General features: G+C 70.8%; 23 protein-coding genes. 9 read left to right on the forward strand and 14 right to left on the reverse strand.

The window, feature by feature from the left end; genetic code table 11:
• Positions 1-159: 159 nt before the first annotated feature.
• Positions 160-1,194, reverse strand: coding sequence for a prepilin-type N-terminal cleavage/methylation domain-containing protein (locus SFY69_10925; GenBank protein ID MDX2132551.1), 1,035 nt, complete (start codon positions 1,192-1,194; stop codon positions 160-162).
• A gap of 577 nt (positions 1,195-1,771) precedes the next feature.
• Between SFY69_10925 and SFY69_10930 the strand changes: the two genes are divergently transcribed.
• The gene (locus SFY69_10930; protein ID MDX2132552.1) at positions 1,772-2,242 is read left to right on the forward strand and encodes a RidA family protein; all 471 of its coding nucleotides are present in this window, start codon (positions 1,772-1,774) and stop codon (positions 2,240-2,242) included.
• 110 nt (positions 2,243-2,352) lie between these two features.
• Here the strand turns inward: SFY69_10930 and fsa are convergent, their stop codons facing one another.
• Positions 2,353-3,000 (reverse strand): fructose-6-phosphate aldolase, encoded by a 648-nt coding sequence (fsa, locus tag SFY69_10935; protein MDX2132553.1) that lies wholly within the window; start codon positions 2,998-3,000, stop codon positions 2,353-2,355.
• Positions 3,001-3,102: 102 nt separating this feature from the next.
• The gene (locus SFY69_10940; protein ID MDX2132554.1) at positions 3,103-4,563 is read right to left on the reverse strand and encodes an AMP-binding protein; all 1,461 of its coding nucleotides are present in this window, start codon (positions 4,561-4,563) and stop codon (positions 3,103-3,105) included.
• Positions 4,564-4,659: 96 nt separating this feature from the next.
• Between SFY69_10940 and SFY69_10945 the strand changes: the two genes are divergently transcribed.
• Positions 4,660-5,514 carry an SPOR domain-containing protein gene (locus tag SFY69_10945; GenBank protein ID MDX2132555.1) on the forward strand — a complete coding sequence of 285 codons (855 nt, stop codon included), beginning with the start codon at positions 4,660-4,662 and terminating at the stop codon, positions 5,512-5,514.
• 59 nt (positions 5,515-5,573) lie between these two features.
• Positions 5,574-6,626 carry a hypothetical protein gene (locus tag SFY69_10950; protein ID MDX2132556.1) on the forward strand — a complete coding sequence of 351 codons (1,053 nt, stop codon included), beginning with the start codon at positions 5,574-5,576 and terminating at the stop codon, positions 6,624-6,626.
• Between the two features lie 45 nt (positions 6,627-6,671).
• On the opposite strand, the gene acpS is transcribed toward SFY69_10950, so the two are convergent.
• The 9 genes from acpS to groL (SFY69_10995) form a co-directional block, all read right to left on the reverse strand.
• Positions 6,672-7,064, reverse strand: a complete 393-nt coding sequence (gene acpS, locus SFY69_10955; protein ID MDX2132557.1) for a holo-ACP synthase — start codon at positions 7,062-7,064, stop codon at positions 6,672-6,674.
• Positions 7,065-7,092: 28 nt separating this feature from the next.
• Complete coding sequence (locus SFY69_10960) at positions 7,093-7,548, reverse strand: zinc ribbon domain-containing protein (protein MDX2132558.1); 456 nt, start codon at positions 7,546-7,548, stop codon at positions 7,093-7,095.
• Positions 7,549-7,571: 23 nt separating this feature from the next.
• Positions 7,572-8,102, reverse strand: coding sequence for a nucleotide exchange factor GrpE (locus SFY69_10965; GenBank protein ID MDX2132559.1), 531 nt, complete (start codon positions 8,100-8,102; stop codon positions 7,572-7,574).
• A gap of 29 nt (positions 8,103-8,131) precedes the next feature.
• On the reverse strand, positions 8,132-9,280 hold the full coding sequence (gene dnaJ / locus SFY69_10970; GenBank protein MDX2132560.1) for a molecular chaperone DnaJ: 1,149 nt from the start codon (positions 9,278-9,280) through the stop codon (positions 8,132-8,134).
• 164 nt (positions 9,281-9,444) lie between these two features.
• Complete coding sequence (gene groL, locus SFY69_10975; GenBank protein ID MDX2132561.1) at positions 9,445-11,070, reverse strand: chaperonin GroEL; 1,626 nt, start codon at positions 11,068-11,070, stop codon at positions 9,445-9,447.
• 99 nt (positions 11,071-11,169) lie between these two features.
• The gene (gene groES / locus SFY69_10980; protein ID MDX2132562.1) at positions 11,170-11,460 is read right to left on the reverse strand and encodes a co-chaperone GroES; all 291 of its coding nucleotides are present in this window, start codon (positions 11,458-11,460) and stop codon (positions 11,170-11,172) included.
• 4 nt (positions 11,461-11,464) lie between these two features.
• Positions 11,465-12,199 carry a VTT domain-containing protein gene (locus SFY69_10985; GenBank protein MDX2132563.1) on the reverse strand — a complete coding sequence of 245 codons (735 nt, stop codon included), beginning with the start codon at positions 12,197-12,199 and terminating at the stop codon, positions 11,465-11,467.
• A 62-nt stretch (positions 12,200-12,261) separates the two neighbouring features.
• Positions 12,262-12,474: a hypothetical protein gene (locus tag SFY69_10990; protein ID MDX2132564.1), complete on the reverse strand. Its 213-nt coding sequence runs from the start codon at positions 12,472-12,474 to the stop codon at positions 12,262-12,264.
• 25 nt (positions 12,475-12,499) lie between these two features.
• Positions 12,500-14,215, reverse strand: a complete 1,716-nt coding sequence (groL, locus tag SFY69_10995; GenBank protein ID MDX2132565.1) for a chaperonin GroEL — start codon at positions 14,213-14,215, stop codon at positions 12,500-12,502.
• 287 nt (positions 14,216-14,502) lie between these two features.
• Between groL (SFY69_10995) and ndhC the strand changes: the two genes are divergently transcribed.
• Genes ndhC through SFY69_11025 form a run of 6 tightly spaced genes read left to right on the forward strand, consistent with a single transcriptional unit; the run spans position 14,503 to position 18,367 of the window.
• Positions 14,503-14,904 carry an NADH-quinone oxidoreductase subunit A gene (gene ndhC, locus SFY69_11000; GenBank protein ID MDX2132566.1) on the forward strand — a complete coding sequence of 134 codons (402 nt, stop codon included), beginning with the start codon at positions 14,503-14,505 and terminating at the stop codon, positions 14,902-14,904.
• Between the two features lie 33 nt (positions 14,905-14,937).
• Complete coding sequence (locus tag SFY69_11005) at positions 14,938-15,444, forward strand: DUF2752 domain-containing protein (GenBank protein MDX2132567.1); 507 nt, start codon at positions 14,938-14,940, stop codon at positions 15,442-15,444.
• Positions 15,445-15,475: 31 nt separating this feature from the next.
• Complete coding sequence (locus SFY69_11010) at positions 15,476-16,165, forward strand: hypothetical protein (protein MDX2132568.1); 690 nt, start codon at positions 15,476-15,478, stop codon at positions 16,163-16,165.
• 25 nt (positions 16,166-16,190) lie between these two features.
• Entirely contained in the window at positions 16,191-16,856 is a 666-nt protein-coding gene (locus tag SFY69_11015; protein MDX2132569.1) for a hypothetical protein, read from the forward strand.
• Positions 16,857-17,855 carry a hypothetical protein gene (locus tag SFY69_11020; protein MDX2132570.1) on the forward strand — a complete coding sequence of 333 codons (999 nt, stop codon included), beginning with the start codon at positions 16,857-16,859 and terminating at the stop codon, positions 17,853-17,855.
• Positions 17,852-18,367, forward strand: a complete 516-nt coding sequence (locus SFY69_11025) for a low molecular weight protein-tyrosine-phosphatase (GenBank protein ID MDX2132571.1) — start codon at positions 17,852-17,854, stop codon at positions 18,365-18,367. Before SFY69_11020 ends, SFY69_11025 begins: the two co-directional genes overlap by 4 nt.
• A 29-nt stretch (positions 18,368-18,396) precedes the next feature.
• Here SFY69_11025 and odhB read toward each other — a convergent pair whose 3' ends face one another.
• A complete protein-coding gene (odhB, locus tag SFY69_11030; protein ID MDX2132572.1) occupies positions 18,397-19,662 on the reverse strand; it encodes a 2-oxoglutarate dehydrogenase complex dihydrolipoyllysine-residue succinyltransferase in 1,266 nt (421 codons plus the stop codon).
• 42 nt (positions 19,663-19,704) lie between these two features.
• The gene (locus tag SFY69_11035) at positions 19,705-22,500 is read right to left on the reverse strand and encodes a 2-oxoglutarate dehydrogenase E1 component (GenBank protein ID MDX2132573.1); all 2,796 of its coding nucleotides are present in this window, start codon (positions 22,498-22,500) and stop codon (positions 19,705-19,707) included.
• Positions 22,501-22,607: the final 107 nt, after the last annotated feature.

A 22,607-nucleotide genomic window follows, 5' to 3' on the forward strand; every position in this document is an offset into this window, starting at 1 on the left:
ACGAGCCCGGCGGAACGAGCCCGGAGCGCGAGCGAGCCAGACCCCAGACCCGCGCCGGCGCTTCGGGCTCGCATGAACGAAACCCCCAAAAGACAACGCCCGGACCTTTCGGCCCGGGCGTTGGGATCATTCACTCAGCCGATCGGGTGATCGGGTGATTTAGTCGAACCAGAACTGGACGTTGCCGGAGGACGAGATCGCGCCGCCCGGGTTGGTGAAGGTGGTGCCGGTGTGGCTCCAGTTGCGGAGGAAGTTGTTGGTGGCAACGTTGTCGGCGCTGGTCATGGTCGCGCCCGTGCCCGTCTGCAGGCGGGTGTTGTCGTTCTCGTTCACGAAGATGTTGTCGAACTGGGTCTTCTGCCCGGCCGGGAGGCTGTTGAAGGTGAAGGGCAGGGTCTCGGGATCAGCGCGGGTCTCGAAGTTGACGTGGTTATCGTTGTAGCAGACGTTGCCTTCCCAGGTGGTGCGGCCGCCGTGGATGAGCAGCGTGTTCGAGTTGATGCCGACGGGCGTGGCGAAGTTGGCCGTGTCGATGGTGCCGGTCGAGCTCAGCACCCACGTGAGGGTGGCGCCGGAGCCGTTGGCCGTGTAGCCGGGGCCGCGGTTGCCGAGGATGGTCTCGGTGGACTGGAACGTGTTGCTCCACTTGGCGCGGCGGCCGCCCAACGGGATCTGGTAGGCGTAGGAGAAGCCACCCGGATCAGTGACCTGCTGCGCGGGCGTGCCGCCGGTGATGGCGGCGTCCTTCGGCAGGGCGCGGAAGCGGGGGTCCCACAGGGCGAGCTTCTTGTCCGTGGCGGCGGCGCCGGCGGGCTCGGAGTACTCGTACTTGTCGTAGACCTTGATGTCGCCGTTGACTTCGGCGGGGCTCACGCACAGCTCGGGGCTGAAGAAGCCGTTGTAGATCATCACCGAGGTGATGTGGCGCGGGATGTCGCGCGGCTGCGCGGGGTTGACCGTCGCGGTCGCGGCGGTCGTGCTCTTGTCGATGGCGCTCGGGAGGGGGTACTGATCGTTGTTGTTCTGCGCCCAGAGGACCATGCCCTGGTGGACGCCGCGGACCTGCGTGCTGTCCTTGATCTGGCGGGCCGAGGCGCGCGCCTTACCGAGGGCGGGGAGCAGGATGCCGATGAGCAGGGCGATGATCGCGATCACCACCAGCAGCTCGATCAGCGTGAAGGCCTTCTTCTTCATGGGAACTCCTTGGCCCGGGTCCTGATTGCTCAGGGGTCCGGCGCGGGACACTCCGCCCCGCGTACACCCGGATGTGGGCCACACGTGCGAACATCGACGACCGCTTCCGCTCGTTCCCGACCTGAAGCCGCGCCTGGCTCGCTGCCGACCGGCCCCGCAAGGGGCTGGGTGGCGGGGCGAACCCGCGGGCGGCACGTCGTGAACGGGCCTGCCTGACTCGGCGCGACGGGTGAAAACACAACCCGCACGCCGGCTGTGGAACGCGAGACGTGTCGCTCGGCGGATCGTCGATATGCCGGCGACCGCGACGCGCGTTCCAGTCCGAGATGTCGGCAGGCTCCGGTGCGGTGTCCCGTGCGGGAACAAGTTCGGCAAGGGCTCAGCCTCGCCAACCAGAGCATTGAACCATCGGATGCACGTGAGACCGTCGTGAACCTGCCAGAAGGGGCGAGAATACCAGATCCGCTACGCGAGTCAAGGCGGGGGGTTGCGGGATCCTCCCAGAGTCGTCAGGATTTCGACGCGGCCCCCGCCGCCCTGCCCCCACCCACCCGACTCACCGACTCGAAAGGACATCATGGGATCCCACACATCGCCCGAACAATCGCTGGCCGCACTCGGCCTGGTCCTGCCGGCGGCCCCCGCACCCGTCGCCGCGTACACCCCCACCCGGCGCGTCGGCAACCTGCTGTGGGTGTCCGGGCAGATCGCGCTGCGGGACGGGAAACTGGTCGCCAGCGGGGCGGTGCCGAGCGTGGTGGGCCTGGAGGCCGCCCGGGAGTGCGCGGTGCAGTGCTGCCTCAACGGCCTGGCGCAGATTCGTGCGGCCGCGGGCACGCTGGACGCGGTGCGGCAGGTCGTACGCCTCGGGGTGTGGGTCTGGTCGGACGCGACGTTCACCGAGCAGCCCAAGGTGGCGAACGCGGCGAGCGAACTGCTGGTGCAGGTGTTCGGCGACGCGGGGCGGCACGCGCGGGCGGCCGTGGGGTCGGTCGCCCTGCCGCTGGGCAGCCCGGTGGAGATCGAGTTCCTGGTAGAGGTGGCGTGACAGGGGTTCACGGGCCCGGCGCGCCGGCGGCGGGCGGAACCAAAGACAATCCTTGAAATCGGCCCTCGCTGGCGCTTCGGGCTCGTTCTCGCTTCGGGCTCGTGCCGACATCACCCGCCGAAAGCCTTCTTGTAGTCGGCGACGAAGCGCTCGATGCCGATGTCGGTGAGCGGGTGGCGCATGCACTCCTGGATCACCTTGAGCGGGCAGGTGGCGACGTCGGCGCCGGCGAGGGCGCAGTGCAGCAGGTGGTTGGTGTGGCGGATGGACGCCGCGAGGATCTTCGTGGGCATCGCGTAGTTGTCGTACACGGCCCGGATGCTGCGGATGAGTTCCATGCCGTCCTCGCCGACGTCGTCGAGGCGACCGATGAACGGGCTGACGAGGAACGCCCCGGCCTTGGCGACGAGCATCGCCTGCAGGGGCTGGAAGCACAGCGTGAGGTTGGTCTTGATGGCGCGCTCGCTGAAGGCCTTGCAGGCCTTGAGCCCGTCGAGCGTGCAGGGCAGCTTCACGACGATGTTGGGGGCGATCCGCGCGTGCGCCTCGCCCTCGCGCATCATGCCGGCGAAGTCGGTCGCGACGACCTCGGCGGAGACCGGGCCCTTGCAGACCTCGCAGATCTGCGCGAGGCGCTGGGCGTAGTCGACGCGCTCCTTGGCGATGAGCGAGGGGTTCGTGGTGACGCCGTCAAGGATGCCCAGGTCGTGGGCGGCTTTCACTTCGTCGAGCGAGGCCGAATCGAGGTAGATGTGCATTGGGCGATGGTACGTGCGACGGTGCGCGGGCGCTGTCGATTCGGTGTCCGGGGCACGCACAGGCCTCGCCCACGGATGCCAGCACCGCCCCGGAAGGCGGGGCTAGACGCGATCCCGCAGCTCACGGCGCAGGATCTTGCCCGTAGGGTTGCGGGGCAGCACGTCGATGCGGCGGATCTGCACCGGCACCTTGTACCCCGCGAGGTGCTGGCGGCACCAGGCCTTGAGCGCCCCCTCGTCGAACGACGCACCCTCGCGCAGTTCGACGAACGCGAGGGGGAGTTCGCCCCGCATGGGGTCGGTCATGCCCACCACCGCCGAAGCCTGCACGCTCTCGTGCCGGTTCAGGACTTCCTCGATCTCGCGGGGGAAGACATTCTCGCCCCCGACGATGATCATTTCCTTGATGCGCCCCGTGATGTACAGGTGGCGGTCCTCGTCCTGGCGCCCCATGTCGCCGGTGCGGAAGAACCCGTCGGGGGTGAACGCCGCGGCGGTCTCGGCCGGCAGGCGGTAGTACCCCCGCATGATGTTGGGCCCGCGCATCTGCACCTCGCCCTCGGCGCCGATGGGGAGCGCGCGTCCGGCGTCGTCGGCGATGCGTTGCTCGATGCCCGCCAGGGGCGAGCCGACGCTGCGGGGCTTCCACTCCTGCGGACGGCACCAGTTCGTGACCGGCGAAGTCTCGGTCAGCCCGTAGCCCTCGTTGATCGTCACGCCGAATCGCTCGCGGAACTTGCGGAACGTGGCCTCGGGCAAGGGCTCGCCCCCGGAGACGACGTAGCGGAGCGACGCGAAATCCTCGGGCGAGGCGTCCTTCACGCTCAGCAGCGCGGTGTACATGGAGGGGATCGCGACAAAGACCGTGGGGCGATGCTCGCGCAGGAGCTTGATGATCTTCGCGGGAACGAACCGCGCCGTGTAGACCGCGCGCAGCCCGCCCGCGAGGGGCATGAGCGTGAGCACCGTGAGCCCGAAGGAATGGAACTGCGGGAGCACGCCGAGGATCACGTCCTCGCGCCCGATGTCGATGAAGCCGAGAACCTGGCGCATGTTGGCGGTGATGTTCCCGTGCGAGAGCATGACGCCCTTGGGGCGACCGCTCGTGCCGCTGGTGTAGAGCAGCACGCCCAGGTCGTCGTCGTCGAAGGTCGCGGGCCAGACGGGCTCGGGCACGCTCTTGAAGTTCATCTCGTCGAGGTAGAGCAGCCGCTCGCACGGGGGCTCGTACCCCATGTACTCGATCATCGGGCGTGCGGTGAGGATCACGTCGGTGCCGCAGTCGCGCACGACGTACTCGAGTTCCTCTCGCTTGAGCAGGTAGTTGAACGGGACGACGACCTTCCCGGCCCACCACGCGCCCAGCGCCGCGAGCGGGAACCCGCCCCCGGTGGGGAGCAGGATCCCCACGGTCGGCGTTGCCGAGACGCCCCGCAGCGTGCCCGCGACGTGCAGCGCCCCCACGAGCAGGTCGATGGCGCGGAACGTGCGGGTGTCGTCAACGAGCACGGGGCGCGTCGGGGTACGGACGAGTTGCCTGATGATCGGCCAGTGAATGCTCACGCGTGCGCGTCCGTGCGGGGTGCCATGACAGCCTCGGGGACTATGCTACCAACTGCCCGGCATGGCGGCCGGGCGTTCTCCGCCTGGGGGCGAGTCATGACGATTCATCGCACGTTGTGGGACCGTGTCCGTTACCTCGGGTTCGCCCTGGCGCTCGTCGGAGGCGTGCTGGCAGGCCTCGCGGCGCCCGGGTGCGCGAAGTCGCGTGCCGAAACGCCCGCCCAGGGGTACGCCGCCTTGTACGACCAGGGGCGCTTCGCGGAGGCGTACGACGCCGCGTCGAAGGAGGCGTCGTCGCGCGGCGTGCGTCGAGAAACCGCGGCCCTGTACGCCGGGCTGTCGGCCTATCGGCTCGGACGCGCGGGCGACGCCCAGCGACACCTGACGCCCCTCACCGAGAACGCCGACCCGGGGATCGCCGGACGCGCCAACGCCGCCCTCGGGTCGCTCGCGGCCGAGCAGGGCACGCACGGCTCGGCGGCGACGTACTTCCTGCGGGCCTCGACGCGGCTGACGGGCGACGACGCCGCCCGCGCGCTGATGTACGCGGGTGATGCACGCCACGCGCAGGGCGAGAAGGCCGAGGCCCGCCAGTTGTGGGAGCGCGCCCGCGACAAGGTCGCGTCCGACGTTCAACTGCGCGTCGCGATCGGCGATCGCCTGGCGGGCAACATCCCGTCCTTTCCTCCGGCGGCGGGCTCTTCGGGCTCGGCGGCGTCCGGGGGCATGCACACCGTGCAGGTGGGCGCGTTCTCGACGCGGGCCGCGGCGGACCGGGCGGCGGCGGGCGTGCGGGCCCGGGGCGAGGTGCGGGTGGTGATCATCCGCGACAGCCGGGGCCGCCTGCTGCACGCGGTGCGGGTGGGGCGATACTCGACCAAGGCCGCGGCGGAGGCGGTGCGGACGTCGATCGGCGGCCGCGCCATCGTGACGACGACCGCCGGGGAATAGCCCCCGGCCCCGCGCCAAACCGCGGGAACGAAGTACGCCCTCGGGCGTCGAAGGAGTTCATGCCACAGTCCAAGCCGCTCGCGTGTGTGTTGCTCGTTTCCGGTGCGCTCGCCACCCTGCTCGGGCCCCTGCCGGCGCTGGCGCAGCCGGACGCCCCGGCGCCCGCGGCGGGCGCGGAAGAGGCCCCGGAATGGATGAAGCGCCTGGCGATCGACCCCTCGAGCAGCGTCGCGAAGCGGTACGCCGAGCAGCAGAAGGCCCGGGTCGCCGCGGAGAAGGAACTCCGCAAGATCCGCGCGCGCCACTTCGGGACGATCCGCAACGTGCAGATGCGCCAGGAGGGGATCGTCAAGGTCCGTGAGTTCACGGACCCCGCGATCTTCCCGAGCATGATCACGCTGTTCGAGAAGGAGAAGGCCGACGTCCGCACCGCGCTGCTCGATCACTTCCAGGACGCCGCCTCGCGCGAGGGCGACGCGGCCATCGCGTGGATGGGCGTGTTCGACGCGGACGAGGAAGTTCGCGCCGACGCGGCCCGCCGCCTCAAGGCGCGCGTCGCGGCGCAGGGGCAGATCCCCGATCCCGTCAAGTACTCGATCTTCGAAGGAATGCGCGCCGGCAACCGCGCGACCCGCGTCTCGGCCGCGAAGCTCGCCGGCGGGATCGACATGTACGACGCCGTGCCCTGGATGATCGCGGCGCTCATCACCGGGCAGCCCGCGTCGGCCCCGCAGGCGCAGACCGCCGGGTTCGGCGTCGGCGGGCCGAACGGCTCGCTGGGCTGGATCATGGTCGGGCAGCAGACCGCGTTCGTGAGCGACCTCACGCCGGTCGTGGGCCCGAACGCCGTGGCGTTCGATCCGCAACTCAGCGTCGTGACCGAGGGGGTCGTGCTGCGGGTGATCGACGCGGTGGTGGTCACGTATCACGTCGACATGTTCACCACGCTCACCGATTTCACGTCGCGCGTGATGGGCGCCCCGACGAAGCAGCTCGGGTGGGACGTTCCCGCGTGGCGCGAGTGGTACGCGAAGGAGTTCGTGCCGCACGTCGAAGCGCTGCGTGCGAAGCAGGACGCCGCCCGCGCCGCCGGCACGCCCGCGCCGAAGTAGCCCGCCTCCGAGGCTTGCTCGCGAGAAGCGACGCTCGCCCAGGCGTTACGCGCCGCCATCCCCAACCGCGATCGCGGACGCGATCGCGTGCGTCTTGGTGTGCGAGATCGAGAGCAGGATTTCCCGGACGCCCTGCAAGGCAGCCTGGGCCGCCGCCGCCCCGTGCAGCCGCACCAGCGGCTTGCCGGCGCCGTCGCGCACGACCTCGACGTCCGTCCACGCGATGCCCTGCGTGAGGCCCGTGCCCAGCGCCTTGAGCACGCCTTCCTTCGCCGCGAACCGGCCGGCGAGGTGCTCGACGCGCCGGCGCTGCGGCATGGCGTCGCAACGCTCCTGCGCCGTGAACACGCGCTCCGGGAAGCGGTCGGGATGGCGCTCCAGCATCGCGCCGATGCGGGCGATCTCGACCAGGTCTACGCCGTGCCCGATGATCCGCACCGCCGCACCGCCTGTCTGGGTTCGTTGCTCACCGCGTGCGCTTCGCGCCCGAGCGCGCGGGCTTCTTCCTCGCCCGGGACATGCTCCCCGACTTCGCATCCGAGGACGAGGGCGACCCGGCCGCGGGCGACTTGGCCGGCGCCTTCTCGGCGGCTCCCTGCGTTCCCGAGGTCTCGGGCTTGCCCTTTCCGTTCGCCGATGCGCCCGCCGGAGCGCTGGCGGAATCCGGCTTGGGGGCGGGCGCGTCCGCCGCCGTCGCGGCGGGCGGGGCGTCCTTCTTCGCCGCCTCGCGGTACGACTCGGAGCGGTAGTCGGTCTGGTAGAACCCGGACCCCTTGAAGATCACCGCGCCGCCGGTGCCGATGAGGCGCTCGAGCGCCTTCTTGCCGCACGACGGGCAGGTGCGCAGCGTCGGCGCCTTGATGGACTGGAACTGCTCGAACTCGTGGCGGCACGCGGTGCAGCGGTACTCGTACGTGGGCATCGAGAGCGAACTCCAGGGCCCGCTTACGGGGCCACCGCCACCTTCGCCGGGCGCAGGACGCGGTCGTTCTCCATCGCGTACCCGGCCTGGAACGTCTGCACGATGTGACCGGACGGGACGTCGTCGGAGGGCATCTGCACGACGGCCTCGTGCTTGCCGGGCTCGAAGACATCGCCCGGCGCGGGCGAGATGAGGCGCACGCCGTGCTGCCCGATCGCCTTGATCAGTTCCTCGCGGATGACGCGGACGCCGTCGACGATCTGGGCCGCGCTCGCCTTGCTGAGGTCGGCGGTGAGCGCGACGTCGAAGTGGTCGATGACGCCGACGACGCTCTTGACCACCGTCGCGACGCCGTCGACGCGCGCCTGGCGCTCGTTCTGGAGCGCGCGGCGCTGGTAGTTGTTGTAGTCGGCCATGACGCGCAGCGTGCGGGCCTTGGCGTCCTCGAGCTCGTTGACGAGCTGGCCGATGCGCCCCTCCAGCGACGAGGTGTCGCCGGTGTCGGAGATGTCCCACTCGCGCGGGTCGGGTTGATCGGGTGTGTCGTCGGGCATGGTGTCGCCTCCGTCGCGGCCGCCGCCGCTCAGCCTCCCAGCAGGTCGGTCACGCGTTTCCAGAACCCGGTGCTCTCGGGGAGCACGCTCTTGTCCTCCGTCTCAGCGAAGTCGCGCAGGAGCTTCTCCTGCTTGGACGACAGCTTGCGCGGGATCTCGACCTTCGCCGCGACGAGCAGGTCGCCCCGTCGCCCGGTCCGCAGGTTCGGCAGCCCCTTGTCGTGGATCCGGAAGGTCGCGCCGAACTGCGTGCCGCGCGGGATCGTCAGGTCCGCCCGCCCGTCGAGCGACGGCACCTGCACATCCGCCCCGAGCGCCGCCTGGCTGAAACTGATCGGCATCTCGAGGAGCAGGTTATCCCCGTCGCGCACGAACATGTCGTGCTCCTTCACCCGCACCGCCACGTGCAGATCGCCCCGAGGCCCCTGCCCGCCTGGCGAGGCCTCCGGCGGCGGGGGCTCGCCCTCGCCCTGCACCCGCACCGCCTGCCCGTCGCGGATCCCCGGGGGAATCTGCACCACCAGCGCACGCTTGCGTGGCACCCGGCCCTTCCCGCGGCACGACTCGCAGAAATCACGGATCACCTGCCCCCGTCCCGCGCACGCAGGGCACGTCGTCACCATCCGGAACATCCCGCCCAGCCCGGACTGCTGCACGCGCCCCTGCCCGCCGCACGTCGGGCACTGCACGGGCTTGCTCCCGGCCTTGGCCCCCGTGCCCGTGCAGGTCTCGCAGACGTCCAGGCGCGTGAACTGGACCTCGCGCTCGCAGCCGGACAGCACTTCCTCCAGCGAGATGGAGACTTCGGTCTCGAGGTCAAAGCCGCGGGCCGGGCCGCGGCGCGCCCGCTGCCCCGCGCCGGCCCCGCCGAAGATGTCCCCGAACATCGAGAAGATGTCCTCGATGTCCATGCGCGTGAAGTCGTGCGTCGCGGGCCCGCCCGTGGCGCCCTTCAACCCCTCGCGCCCGTACTGGTCGTAGATCTTCCGCTTCTGGTCGTCGGAGAGAACCTCGTATGCCTCCGCGCACTCCTTGAAGCTCTTCTCGGCCTCGGCGTCGCCCGGGTTGCGGTCCGGGTGGTACTTCATCGCCAGGCGCCGGTACGCGCGCTTGATCTCCTCCGCGTCCGCGGTCTTCTCGACGCCGAGCACTTCGTAGTAGTCGCGTGCGGTGGGCATCGAGTGGGTACGTCCGAGAGTGGCGTTGGTGTTCCACCGTCTCCGCCGGCCGGCGATCCGGAGCGGGTTCGTGCGGCCCGAAGCCGCCCGTTGGTCAATCGAGCCCGACCGTGTTTACGGTCGAGCCCGCAAGGTTGCAACGCGTGCGCGTGCGAGGGGCGCGGTTACGCCACCGCGCCTTCCGCGGGCGCCTTCTCGTCCTTGAGGTCGGTCACGAGCACATCGGTGGTGAGCATGAGCCCCGCGACGCTGGCGGCGTTGACGAGCGACGTCTTGGCGACGAGGGCGGCGTCGATGACGCCGGCCTTCACCAGGTCCGTGTACTCGCCCGTCGCCGCGTTGAAGCCGTACGCGTTCCCGCCCTTCCCGCCTTCCTTCACCGTCTCGACGACGAGGTCGCCGTCGTACCCGGCGTTCTCGGCGATCTGGCGGCAGCAGGCCTCCACGGCGCGGGCGACGATCTCGTAGCCCAGGCGCTCGTCCGGGTTCTTCACCTTCTTCGACGCCGCGAGGATCGCCTCCTGCGTGCGGAGCAGCGCGACGCCGCCCCCGGGCACGTACCCCTCCTTCGCCGCGGCCCGGGTGCTCTTGAGCGCGTCGTCGACCATGTCCTTGGCGGCCTTCATGGCGATCTCGGTGGCGCCGCCCACCGAGACGATCGCGACCCCGCTCGTGAGCTTCGCGAGGCGCTCCATGAGCTTCTCGCGGTCGTAGTCGCTCGTGGACTTGTCGTGCTGGGCCTTGATCTGCTCGGCGCGCGCCTTGATGTCGCCCTTCTTGCCCGCGCCCTCGATGATCGTCGTGTCGTCCTTGGTGATGATGATCCGCTTCGCGCGACCGAGCTCGGACAGCTCGATGGACTCGATCTGGCGGCCGATGTCCTCGCTGAAGAACGTGCCGGCGGTGAGCACGGCGATGTCGCCGAGCATGGCCTTGCGACGGTCGCCGAACCCCGGAGCCTTCACGGCGCAGATCTTGAGCATGCCGCGCAGGCGGTTCACCACGAGCGTCGCGAGCGCCTCGTTCTCGACTTCTTCGGCGATGATGAGCAGGGGCTTGCCGACCGTCACGACCTTGTTGAGCAGGGGGAGCAGGTCGGGCAGGCTGCTGATCTTCTTCTCGTAGATCAGGATGTACGCGTCCTCGAGCACGGCCTCGCCGGTCTTGGGGTTCGTCATGAAGTAGGGCGAGAGGTAGCCCTTGTCGAACTGCATGCCCTCGACGTACTCGAGCGTGGTCTGGGCGGCCTTGCCGTCCTCGATCTCGACCACGCCGTCGGCCCCGACGCGGTCGATCGCCTCGGCGATCGTGTCGGCGATCTCGGTATTGAAGTTCGACGACACCATCGCGATCTTGCGGTAGTCGTCCTTGCCCTTGCACTTGGTGGCCATCGCGTCGATCGCCTCGGCCGCGACACCCGCCGCGCCGTTGATCCCGCGGTGGAGCTGCACCGGGCTCGCCCCGCTCGCGACGAGGCGCAGGCCCTCGGTGAAAATCGCGTGCGCGAGCACGGTGGCGGCGGTGGTGCCGTCGCCGGCCTTGTCGGCCGTGCGCTTCGCCACCTCGTGCACCATCTTCGCGCCCATCGCCTGGAAGGGCTCTGGGAGCTCGACTTCCTTCGCGACGGTCACCCCGTCCTTGGTGATGTGCGGGGCGCCGTACGACTTCTCGATCACCACGTGGCGCCCGGAGGGGCCCATCGTGCACTTGACGGCGTCGGCCAGGCGATCCACGCCCCGCTTCATCTCGGTCAGGGCCGTGTCTTTGAACAGCAGTTGCTTCGTGCTCATGTCAACCAGTCCTTTCAACGCGAAGGGCGCGAAGCACACGAAGCGGGGAAGAGGCTCTGCTCTCCGCGGCCTTCGCGGTCTTCGCGTTCAGATCCGTCGCTAGCCCTCGATCACGCCCAGCAGCTCGGTCTCGCGCAGGATCAGGTGCTTCTCGCCCTTGATCTCGACCTCGGTCCCGGCGTACTTCCCGTACACCACCGTGTCGCCCCGGCGGACCGACATCTCGCCGCGCTTGCCGTTGTCCAGGCGCTTGCCGGGGCCGACGGCCACGACCTCGCCCTTCACGGGCTTCTCCTTCGACGCCTCGGGGAGGTAGATCCCCGACGCGGTCTTCGTCTCGGCTTCGGCGGGCTTCACGAGCACACGGTCTTCCAGCGGCTTGATCGCCATGTTCCTACTCCTTCTCAGTTCCTGGGACGGGCCTCGGGCCCGAATCGGCCCGTTGCGCCCTGCGAGCGATGATGACCGACCGCAGCCACCCGATGATCATGGGCAGCAGCGACACGAAGATGACCCCGAGCAGCACGGACTCGAAGTTGCGTTTCACGAACGGCAGGTTGCCGAACACGTACCCGCCGCCCACGCAGACCACGATCCACGCGATGGCGCCGGTGATGTTGTACCAGATGAACTTCCCGTAGTGCATCGCGCCCGCGCCCGCGACGAACGGGATGAACGTGCGGATGATCGGGATGAACCGCGCGAGCACGACCGCCTTGCCCCCGTGGCGCGCGTAGAACACGTTGGCCTTGTCCAGGTAGTCCTTGCGAAACGCGCGCGACAGCACGCGGCGCCACCACGGCGCGCCCGGCGGGGCGTGCAGCTCGCCCCGGAAGATCCGCGGGCCGAGGAACTTCCCGATGTGGTAGTTGACCGCGTCCCCCACCACCGCCGCCACGAAGATCACCGCCGACACGATCCAGACGTCGATCGGCTTCTCCGGGCTCGCCGCCAGCGCGCCCGCGGCGAACAGCAGCGAATCGCCCGGCAGGAAGGGCATGATCACCACGCCCGTCTCGAGGAAGATGATCGCGAAGATCAGCGCGTACACCCACCCCGCCCCGTGCTCGCTTGTGAACGCGGCGAGGTGCTTGTCGACGTGCAGGAAGATGTCGAGAATCTGCTCCAATCACAGGGCCTGCCATGACTCCTCCGGGCCTGCCGTTTCGGAAGGCGCGGGTCCCCCTCGCGTCAGACCTTCGGCCGCGCCGACGACCCGCCACCGCCGCCCTTGGCCTTCCCGCCCTTGCCGGCGTGCACGTCCGGGCCGTGCCCGCGCTCGGGCGGGCGGGCGGCCCCGGTCAACTCCTCCTTGACCGGGGTCGCCTCGGGCGCGGGCTGCGGGAGAGGACTCCCAAAGCCCGCGCTGCCCGACTTGTTCATGAGGTCTGACGCCTTCGCCATGCTGAGGTCCTTTGTCGCGAGCGTGTTAGAAGCCCATGCCACCCATGCCACCCATGCCGCCCATGCCGCCCATCCCGCCGCCGGGGCCGCCCGCGGGCGCTTCCTTGGGCTCGGGCTTGCTGGTGATGATGCAGTCGGCGGCGAGCAGGATGCTCGCGACGCTCGCGGCGTTGATGAGCGCGAGGCGGTCGACCTTCGCGGGCGTGATCACGCCCATGGCAACCAGGTCGCCGTACTCGCCCGTCAGGGCGTTGTAGCCGAAGTTGCCCTTGCCTTCGGAGACCTTGCTGACGACGACCGAGCCCTTGGCCCCGGCGTTGTCGGCGATGGTCTGCAGCGGGACGCTCAGGGCGCTGAGCACCGTGCGGATGCCCGCCGCCAGGTCGTACTTGAACCGCCCGATGTCGTCGCTGGTGGCTTCTTCGTTGCGTCCGAAGGCGGCCCGGAACTCCTTGAGGTTCTCCAGCGCCTTGCGGGCGCGGATGAACGACACGCCGCCGCCGGGGACGATCCCCTCGGCGACCGCGGCGCGGGTCGCGTGCAGCGCGTCCTCGATGCGGGCCTTCTTCTCCTTCAGTTCGGCCTCGCTCGCGGCGCCGACCTTCACCACCGCCACGCCCCCCGCGAGCTTCGCCAGTCGCTCCTGGAGCTTCTCGCGGTCGTAGTCGCTGGTGGCCTTCTCGATCTCGGCGCGGATCTGGCCGATGCGCGCCTGGATGGCCTTGGTCTCGCCCGCGCCCTCGATGACGGTCGTGTTGTCGGCGTCGACCTCGATGCGCTTGGCCATGCCCAGGTGCTTGATCTCGACCTTGTCGAGCTCCAGGCCCAGGTCCTTCATGACGGCGGTGGCGCCGGTCAGGATCGCGATGTCCTCGAGCATGGCCTTGCGACGGTCGCCGTAGCCGGGGGCCTTCACGGCGCAGATCTGCACGGTGCCGCGCAGCTTGTTGATGACGAGCGTGGACAACGCCTCGCCGGTCACGTCCTCGGCGATGATCAGCACGGGCTTCTTGGCCTGCATGACCTTCTCGAGGAAGGGCACGAGCTTGGTCGCCGACTCGATCTTGTCCTCGTGGACGAGCACGAGACACTTCTCGTACTCGGCGGCCATGCCCTCGACGTCGGTGACGAAGTTCGGCGAGAGGTACCCGCGGTCGAACTGCATGCCCTCGACGACCTCGACGACGGTGTCGATGTTCTTGCCCTCTTCGACCGTGATGACCCCGTCCTTGCCGACCTTCTCGAAGGCGTCGGCCATGATCTTGCCGATCTCCGGGTCGTTGTTGGCCGAGATGGCGGCGACGTTCTGGATGTCGCCCTTGCCCTTGACGGGCGTGGCGAGGTCGTCGATCTCCTTGGCGGCGGTCTCGACGGCGATCTTCATCCCGCGGACCAGCGCGTTGGCGTCCACGCCCGAGGCGATGTGGCGCAGCCCCTCGCGGAACAGCGCTTCGGCGAGCACGGTCGCGGTCGTCGTGCCGTCGCCGGCCTCGTCGCTGGTCTTGCTGGCGGCCTCCTTCACGAGGCGGGCGCCCATGTCCTCGTTCTTGTTCTTGAGGCTGATCTCCTCCGCGACCGTCACGCCGTCCTTCGTGACGGTCGGCCCGCCCCAGGACTTGTCGATCACGGCGTTGCGCCCGCGGGGGCCCAGGGTGGCTTTCACCGCCCGGGCGAGCTTCTCCACGCCGGCGAGCAGGGACTGACGGGCGTCAAGGTCGAAGACGAGGTCTTTGGCTGCCATCGAGGGAGTTCCCGTTCGTGAGGTCGGATGCGCTGCGAGGTCGGCCCGCGCCGGCCCGGCGTGCGTCATGGCCCGCCGCGACCGCGTGCGGGCGAAGGACCGATTGGCAACGCTCGTGCCAACCCGGCCCGCCGAGGCACGCCCCGCAGGACGCCCCCGGACGCATCGCGGGTGGTATGGGTGGTTCGCGCGTGGCCGGAGGCTGCCGGATTGGCAGGCGCGGGTGCCGACAGGGCCCGTCTCGTCGGCGCGTGCCGCCGCGGGTGCGCACCCGCTATCATGGGCCCATGCTCTCAGCGACCGTCGGCCGCACCGACCTGCCTTCGTACCTTCCCGTCGCCCTCATCGTGCTCATGGCGATCACGTTCGGCGTGGCGAACGTCGTGCTCAGCCAGATGCTCGGACCCCGGCGCGCCGGACGCGTGAAGGGCCAGTCGTACGAGAGCGGCATGAACCCGGTGGGCACGGCCCGCAAGCGGTTCAACGTGCGGTTCTACCTCATCGCGATGGTCTTCCTCGTGTTCGACGTCGAGATCATCTTCCTCTATCCCTGGGCGACCACCTTCCCGAACCTCGAGCCGATGTCGTCCGAGTCGTTCCTGTGGCTCGGGCGCATCCTGTTCTTCCTGTTCACGACCGTGGTGGCGTACGTCTACGGGTTCCGCAAGGGCGTGTTCAAGTTCGACTGATCGCCGGACCGCGTGCGACGGGAGGCCACCCGCTTGGCGAGCACCCCGTTCAGCCCGGATCGCACCGGCCCCGCCCCCGGGCGCGGCGGGGGACGCGTATGCGCGGGGCTGGGTGCGCGTGCGGCGGGCGTTCTGCTGGCGGTCCTCAGCATCACGATGCTCGCGGTCGGCGCATCGCTGGCGCCCGCCGCGGAGGGGCACGGCACGCACCGGGGCCTGGGCCTGCCCGCGTGCGGGTGGGTGGTGGCGTTCGACAAGCCCTGCCCGACGTGCGGGATGACGACGGCGGTGGCGCACGCCGCGGACGGGAACCTGGTGCGGGCGTTCGTGGCGCAGCCGATGGGGCTGGTGTGCGCGCTGACGGCGGCGACGCTATTCTGGTTGTCGCTGCACGTGGCGGTCACGGGCTCGCGCCTGGGGACGGTCGCGGGGCGGGTGATCACGCCCCGCGTGCTGTGGGTGCTCGCGGGGCTGACGATCGCCGCGTGGGCGTACAAGTACGCGACGTGGCCGGACGGGGCGAACGCCCCCGTGCCCTGATGAGCGGCGGCACGACACCCGGAGAGCACCGATGCGCGGACACAGTGCGACAAGAATCTGCAGGCTGATGATCGCCGGCGGGCTGGGCGCGGGCGTCGTGCTGGGCGCGGGGCTGGGCGGATGCTCGCTGGTGGGCGCGGTGGCGGAGAACTACCGCAAGGACGCGACCAAGACGGTGGAAGCGGAGAGCGACGTGCTGGCGGGGCGGTCGTTCGCGGTGTTCGTGTCGGCGCCGCGCTCGGTGCAGGGGGACTTCCCGCTGCTGGTCGAGACGCTCGCGACGCGCGCGGTGGACCGGCTGTCGGCGGGCACGAACGTGCCGCCCGCGGGCGGGTACGTCCCGGCGGCGTCGGTGCTGCGGTACCAGTACAACACGCCCGCGTGGGCGCTGGCGCCCAAGGCGGAACTGGCGGAGGCGATGGGCGGGGTCGATCGGCTCGTGCTGATCGAGGTCACGGAGTATCGCCTGCACGCGCCGGGCGACGCGTACACGTGGGACGCGGTGGCGGCGGCACTGGTCTCGGTGTACGACCCGCGCTCGGGCACGCCCGAGATCGCGATCTTCGAGCGCACGGTGCAGGTGAAGTTCCCCGACAAGCGGGGCGACGGGCCCGAGCAGATCCGGCGCGAGGTCGTGCAGTCGGCGCTGCTGTCGCGCCTGATCGACCGGGCGACCTGGCCCTTCTATGCGCACGAGGAACCGTACTACCCGACGTACTGAGCGGCCCGGCGCGGAGAGAACTGGCATGCGGACGACGACATGGCGAAGGACGACCATCGCGGCGCTGGGGGGGCTGTGCGTCATCGGCACCGTGCTGCCGGCGTGCAACATCCTGGGCCCCGCGTACATCATCGCGAAGGGCGAGCCCAAGACCCCCGCGATGCACACGCTCGAGCGTGAGCGGATGACGCTGTTCTTCGTGGACGATCGCGGGAGCCACCTGCCGCGCCAGACGCTGCGTCGCACGATCGCGCAGACCGCGGGCGACGTGCTGCTGGAGAAGCGCGCGCTGACGCAGGTGCGCGACCCCGGGGCGGGGCTGGCGGTGGCGTCGGGCGAGAACCGTGCGGAACTGCTGGACGCCGCGACGATCGGCTCGAACGCGCAGGCGGAGGTGATCGTGCTGATCAGCGTGAAGAGGTTCCAGCTCACGTCGGACCGTCAGTCGATCGAGCCGTACGCGAAGGTGCTGGTGCGGGTGGTGGACTGCGTGAACCCGGACGGGGTGCGCTGGCCCGCCGCGCCGTCGGCGGGGTACGAGCTGGAGGTGCGGATGACGCCCCCGGCGACGAACCCGGTGAGCATGTCGGAGGTGGCGCGCCTGGAGGAGGACTTCGCCAAGCGGGTGGGGCTGAGCGTGGCGCGTCTGTTCTTCGAGTACGAGACCGAGCGGGGCATCGGGGCGAAATAGGTGCGATCTCTGCTCCACGTGTTCGACGCCGGCGCCTCGACCGGCGCTTGCGCGCGCGACGAGACGGTCTTCGCCGCGATGCGGGCGTGCGCGGCGCTGCGCGAGATCGACACCGCCCGCACGCACCGCGCGCTGGTCCTCGGCGGGACCGATTCGGTGCGCCACGCCCGCGGGTGCGCGCTGCGGGTCGACGCGCGGATCGCGCCGCCCGCAGGCGTGCCCCGGCTCGCCCGGCGGGGCGTCGAGCGCGTGCTCGACATGATGGACCCGGACGGCGTGGTGTGGTGGTCGGCGGGCGTGCGTCGGGCGCTGAGCGCCACGCCCGGCCTGCCGTCACGCCGCCTGCTCGTGCGCCTGGACGAGGGGTCGTGCGAGGCGCGCGTCGTGAACCCCGAGAGCGGCGAGCTGACGTCGTGCCGACGGACGCTCGCGCCCGGGCCGACGGGGCTTCCCGCCCCGCGCCCGCGCCGCGCGCGCAGGGCGGGCGGGGCGCTGCGGATCGGGCTGGTGGGCGCAACGCCCGATTCGCCCGCGGCCCTGACGCTGGTGATCGGCATCCTCACGGTCGCGGGCATCGCGTGCGAGGGCGTCGCGGACGCGCGCACGCCGGGGATGGACCGCGCCGAGCGCCACGTGCGCGAGGGCGGGTATCTCCGCGCCATCCGCGTGGCCGACGGGCCCGCGGCGTCGTTGTTCGACGCGTGCGATGTGGTGCTGATGGCCGGCCTCCGCGGCGCCGAACCCTCGTTCGCGGCGTGGTGCGACGCGCACGACGCACTCGCGTGGGGCGTGCCGGTCATCGTGCCCCCGCTCGCGGGCGCCGCGTCACTGGGCGGACGAGCGCTGCTTACCCGCGCCGACCGTCCCTCGGAGTTCGCGCGGGTGATCCGCGAAAGGTTCGCCTCGGGGCACGCGCCAGAGCCCACAGCGCCGGCCGGGGGGGCCTCGATCGCGGGGGCGATCGAGGCGGCGTTGCACGAACTGGGGAGCATGGAATGAGCGTTGGGCCGACGCGCGTGCTGTTCGTGTGCCTGGGGAACATCTGCCGCAGCCCGATGGCGAAGTGGGTGTTTGCCGACATGGTGCGTGCGCGAGGCCTGGCCGGGGCGTTCCACATTGACTCGTGCGGGCTGGGAGGCTGGCACGAGGGCGAGGACGCTGACCCGAGATCGCGGGCGGTGGCGGAGCGCCTGCGCCTGGCGTGCGAGCACCGCGCGCGCCAGATCCGCGTGCCGCAGGACTTCGAGGCGTTCGATCTGCTGGTGGCGATGGACCGCGAGAACCTGCGCGGGCTGGCGAGGATCGACGCGCCGCGCGAGCGTGTGCGTTTGCTGCGGTCGTTCGACCCGGCGATGGCGGGTCTGCCCGAGGTGCACCTCGACGTGCCCGACCCGTACTACGGCGGGGACGAGGGCTTCGACCGCATGCACCAGATGATCGTCGCGGCGTGCGCGGGGATGCTGGAGCGGCTGGCGCCGCCGACGGGGCCGACGCGCGCGACCGCGGGCTAGCCGACGAGCGCTCCGCCACACCCGCCCGATCACACGCCCAGCAGCAGGCGCGAGGGATCCTCGATCGCGTTCTTGATGGCGACCAGGAACTGCACGGCCTCGGCCCCGTCGATGAGCCGGTGGTCGTAGCTGACCGCGAGGTACATCATCGGGCGCAGGGCGATCTGCCCGCTGCCGGCGGGGTATTCCACCGGGCGGTTCTTGATCGTGTGCATGCCGAGGATGGCGCTCTGGGGCGGGTTGAGGATCGGCGTGCTCATGAGGCTGCCGAAGACCCCGCCGTTGGTGATGGTGAACGTGCCGCCCTGCATCTCGTCGAGCGTGAGCTTGCCGTCGCGGGCGCGGGTGGCGACGTCCTTGATCGACTTCTCGATGTCCGCCATCGAGAGCGACTCGCACCGGCGGATGACGGGCACGACGAGCCCCTTGGGGGTGCTGACGGCGACGGCGATGTCGCAGGTATCGTGGCGTTCGATCGCGGGGTGCCCGTTGTCGTCGACGATGGACGCGTTGACGAGGGGGAAGGCCCGCAGGGCCTGCACCGTCGCCTTGACGAAGAAGCCCATGAAGCCCAGGCCGATGGCGTGCTTCTTCTCGAAGTCGTCCTTGTAGCGCTTGCGGAGGTCCATGACGGCCCCCATGTCGCACTCGTTGAACGTCGTGAGCATCGCGGCGGTGTGCTGGGCCTGCACGAGCCGCTGGGCGATCCGCTGGCGCAGGGGCGACATGCGCTCGCGCGCGGGCTGCCCGTTCGACGGGGCCGGGCGGGCGGCCTGCGGTGCGGGGGGCGTGGCGCGGGCCGGGGCGGCGCTCGACGCGGACTCGACGAAGGCGAGCACGTCCTGCTCGCGCACGCGCCCGCCGGCGCCCGAGCCGTTGATCTTCGAGAGATCGACGCCGTGCTCCTGGGCGAGCTTCTTGGCGAGCGGGGTGGCGCGAACGTCGCCGCCGTCGGCCGACGCGCCCTCCGGGGCGGCGGCGGGAGCGGTGGCGACCGGGGCGGGCTGCGCGGCGGCCTTGGCGGCGGGCGCGGGCTCTCGCGCGGGGGCGGGGGCGCCCTCGGCGTCGATCATGCCCAGCACCTGGCCGATGGCGACGGTGTCGCCGGGCTTCACGCTGTGCGAGGCGATGACGCCCGCGCTGGGCGCGGGGACCTCGAGGTTGACCTTGTCGGTCTCGACCTCGATGACGGTCTCGTCGCGCTTCACGCTGTCGCCGGGGTTCTTGAGCCAGCGGGAAACCACGCCGCTGGAGACGCTTTCACCGGCCTGGGGCATGAGGATCTCGACGGGCATCGTGGGGGTCTCTCGGGCGTGCCCTTGGGGCACGCGGTGGGGTTATCGCTTCGACTTGGCGGGCTTGCCCGCCGCCTGGGGGGCGGGGGCGTGGGGCTCGCGGACTTCCGCGATGGCGGCGGCGTGGGCGGGCCCGTTGACGGACGACGGTTGGCCGGGCGCGACGGCCGCGGCGAGGAGTCGCTCCTGCTGCTGCTTGTGCAGGTGCTCGGAGCCGGTGGCGGGCGAGGCGCTGGGCGGGCGCCCGACGTACGCGAGTTCTACGCCCAGGCGGGTGCGGAACTCATCGAACGCGTAGAGGAACGCGCCCTGGTTGCGGGGTTCTTCCTGGGCCCAGACGCGTTCGGCGTGGCGCGGGTAGCGGGCGTCGATGGCACGGGCCGCGCCGGTATGGAAGGGGTAGAGCTGCTCGACGCGCACGATCGCGACGTCGCGCGAGGCCCCGCGCTTCTCGGCGAGTTCGTGGTAGACCTTGCCGCTGCAGTAGACGACGCGGCGCACGCCCGCGGCGGCGCGATCGTCCATCGCCGGATCGTCGATGAGGTGCTGGAACGAGCCGTGCGTGAGGTCCGCCATGTCGCTGGACTCGAACCGCAGGTACTTCTTGGGCGTCATGACGATGAGCGGCTTGCGGAACGCCCGCAGCGCCTGGCGGCGGAGCAGGTGGAAGATCTGCGACGCGGTCGAGGGGTAGACCACTTCCATGTTGTCGTCGGCGCACAACTGCAGGAACCGCTCGAGGCGCGCCGAGCTGTGCTCGGGCCCCTGCCCCTCGTACCCGTGCGGGAGCAGCAGCGTGAGCCCCGCCCAGCGGCTCCACTTCACCTCCGACGACGCGAGGTACTGGTCGATCATCACCTGCGCGCCGTTCACGAAGTCGCCGAACTGCGCTTCCCACAGCACCAGCGTGCCGGGCGAGCCGCGGCTGTACCCGTAGTCGAACCCCATCACCCCGAACTCGCTCAGCGGGCTGTCCCACACGTCGAACCGGGCCTGCCCACTGCGCACGTGGTTCAGCGGGGTGTACCGCTCGCCGGTGCGCTCGTCGCGCAGCACCGCGTGGCGCTGCGTGAACGTCCCGCGCCGGCTGTCCTGCCCCGAGAGGCGCACCGGGCGGCCTTCCAGCAGCAGCGTGCCGATCGCCAGCAGTTCGGCGTCGGCGTGCGCCACGCGCCCGCCTTTGGCGAGGGCGGCCCGCGACGCGAGCAGGTTCTTGAGCTTGGAGTGCACCGCGAAGCCCTCGGGCACGCGCCCGAGCGCGGCGCACACCTCGGCGAGCGCCGCGGCGGGAACGCCCGTGTCCGGCGAGGCGAAGTCGTACCGCCCGTTGAAGCCCTCCCACACCCCTCCGCCGGGCGGGGGCACGGGGTTCATCGGCGTGCTCTTGGCCGCGGTCTGGGCGGCGTCCATCTCGTTCTGGACCGCGTCGGCCAGGGCGCCGGCGTCGGCCTCGGTCACGACGCCCTGCCCGATGAGGCGGCGCCGGTACACCTCGGCCGTTCCGGGGTGCGCGCGGATCGCCTCGTACAGGCGGGGCTGCGTGTAGGTGGGCTCGTCCTGCTCGTTGTGCCCGTGCCGGCGGAAGCACACCAGGTCGATGAACACGTCGCGCCGGAACTCGTGGCGGTACTCGGCCGCGATGCGTGCGGCCCGCACGACGGCCTCCGGATCGTCGGCGTTGACGTGCAGCACCGGCGCGCTGATCGACTTGGCGATGTCGGTGCAGTAGCGCGTCGAGCGCGAGTCCGTCGGGTCGGTGGTGAAGCCCACGAGGTTGTTGATGACGATGTGCAGCGTGCCCCCGACGGCGTACCCGTCGAGGCGGCTCATCACCAGGCATTCCGCGACGACGCCCTGCCCGGCGATCGCCGCGTCGCCGTGGATCAGCAGCGAGGCGATGCGCCGGCGCTCGGTGTCGCCCACGCGGTCCTGCTTGGCGCGGCACTTGCCCAGGACCACCGGGTTCACGCTCTCCAGGTGGCTGGGGTTGTTCAGCATCGAGAGGTGCACGCGCCGCCCGTCGGGCAGGACGTGATCGCCCGAGTAGCCCCGGTGGTACTTGACGTCGCCCCCGCCCTCGTTCTCGCCGCCCGCCCACGAGTCCTCGAACTCGGTGAACAGACGCTGGAGGTCCTTGCCGAGGAAGTTGCGGAGGACGGAGAGCCGCCCGCGGTGGGCCATGCCCAGGATGATCTCCTCGCAGCCGAGCTCGCCCGCGCGCGTGGAGATCGCGCGGAGCAGCGGGATCACGGACTCGCCGCCCTCGAGGCTGAAGCGCTTCTTGCCCTGGTAGCGCTTGCCCAGAAACCGGTCGAAGACCTCGGCGCGCGTGAGATCATCGAGGATCCGCCGGCGCTCGTCCGCGTCGATCGTCGGCTGCTCACCCTCGAACCGGGCGACGAACCAGTCGCGCTCGGACCGAGTCTCGCAGTGCATGAACTCCACGCCGATAGACCCGCAGTACGCACGCTCGAGCGCGTCGATGGCGGTGCGGGCGCCGTCGCCGAGGGCGGCGCGGGCCGCGTCGAGCTCACTGGGGCGGGCGGGGGGCGCGGCGAGGGGGCTGATGTTGGCGGCGAGGTGCCCGAGCGAGCGGTACGCGACGCGGAGCGCGTCGATCCCGCCACCGGGCGCGGGCGCGCCGGACGCTTCTGCGGGAGCGCCCGCACGGGCGAGGTCGAACCCCTGGAAGAACGCGCGGAGATCCGCGGAGAGCGACTCCGGATCAGCGCGGAACCGGGCGTACTCCTGTTCGAGGTAATCGGCGCTCCACGAGTTGATGCTCGCGGGCACGGCACGGACCGCCGCGGGGGCGGGAGTGTTCTGGGAGGAGGTCATGGGCCTTCCTGCATGCCGCCCGCCCCGCACAAAGACCGTTCCTGGGGGAGGCGGATCGGCGCGATGGTAGGCATCCGGATCGGATGTTCAGGGCCCCGGCATGGGGC

The organism is Planctomycetota bacterium (assembly GCA_033763975.1).
In the GTDB taxonomy this organism is placed as follows: domain Bacteria; phylum Planctomycetota; class Phycisphaerae; order Phycisphaerales; family UBA1924; genus RI-211.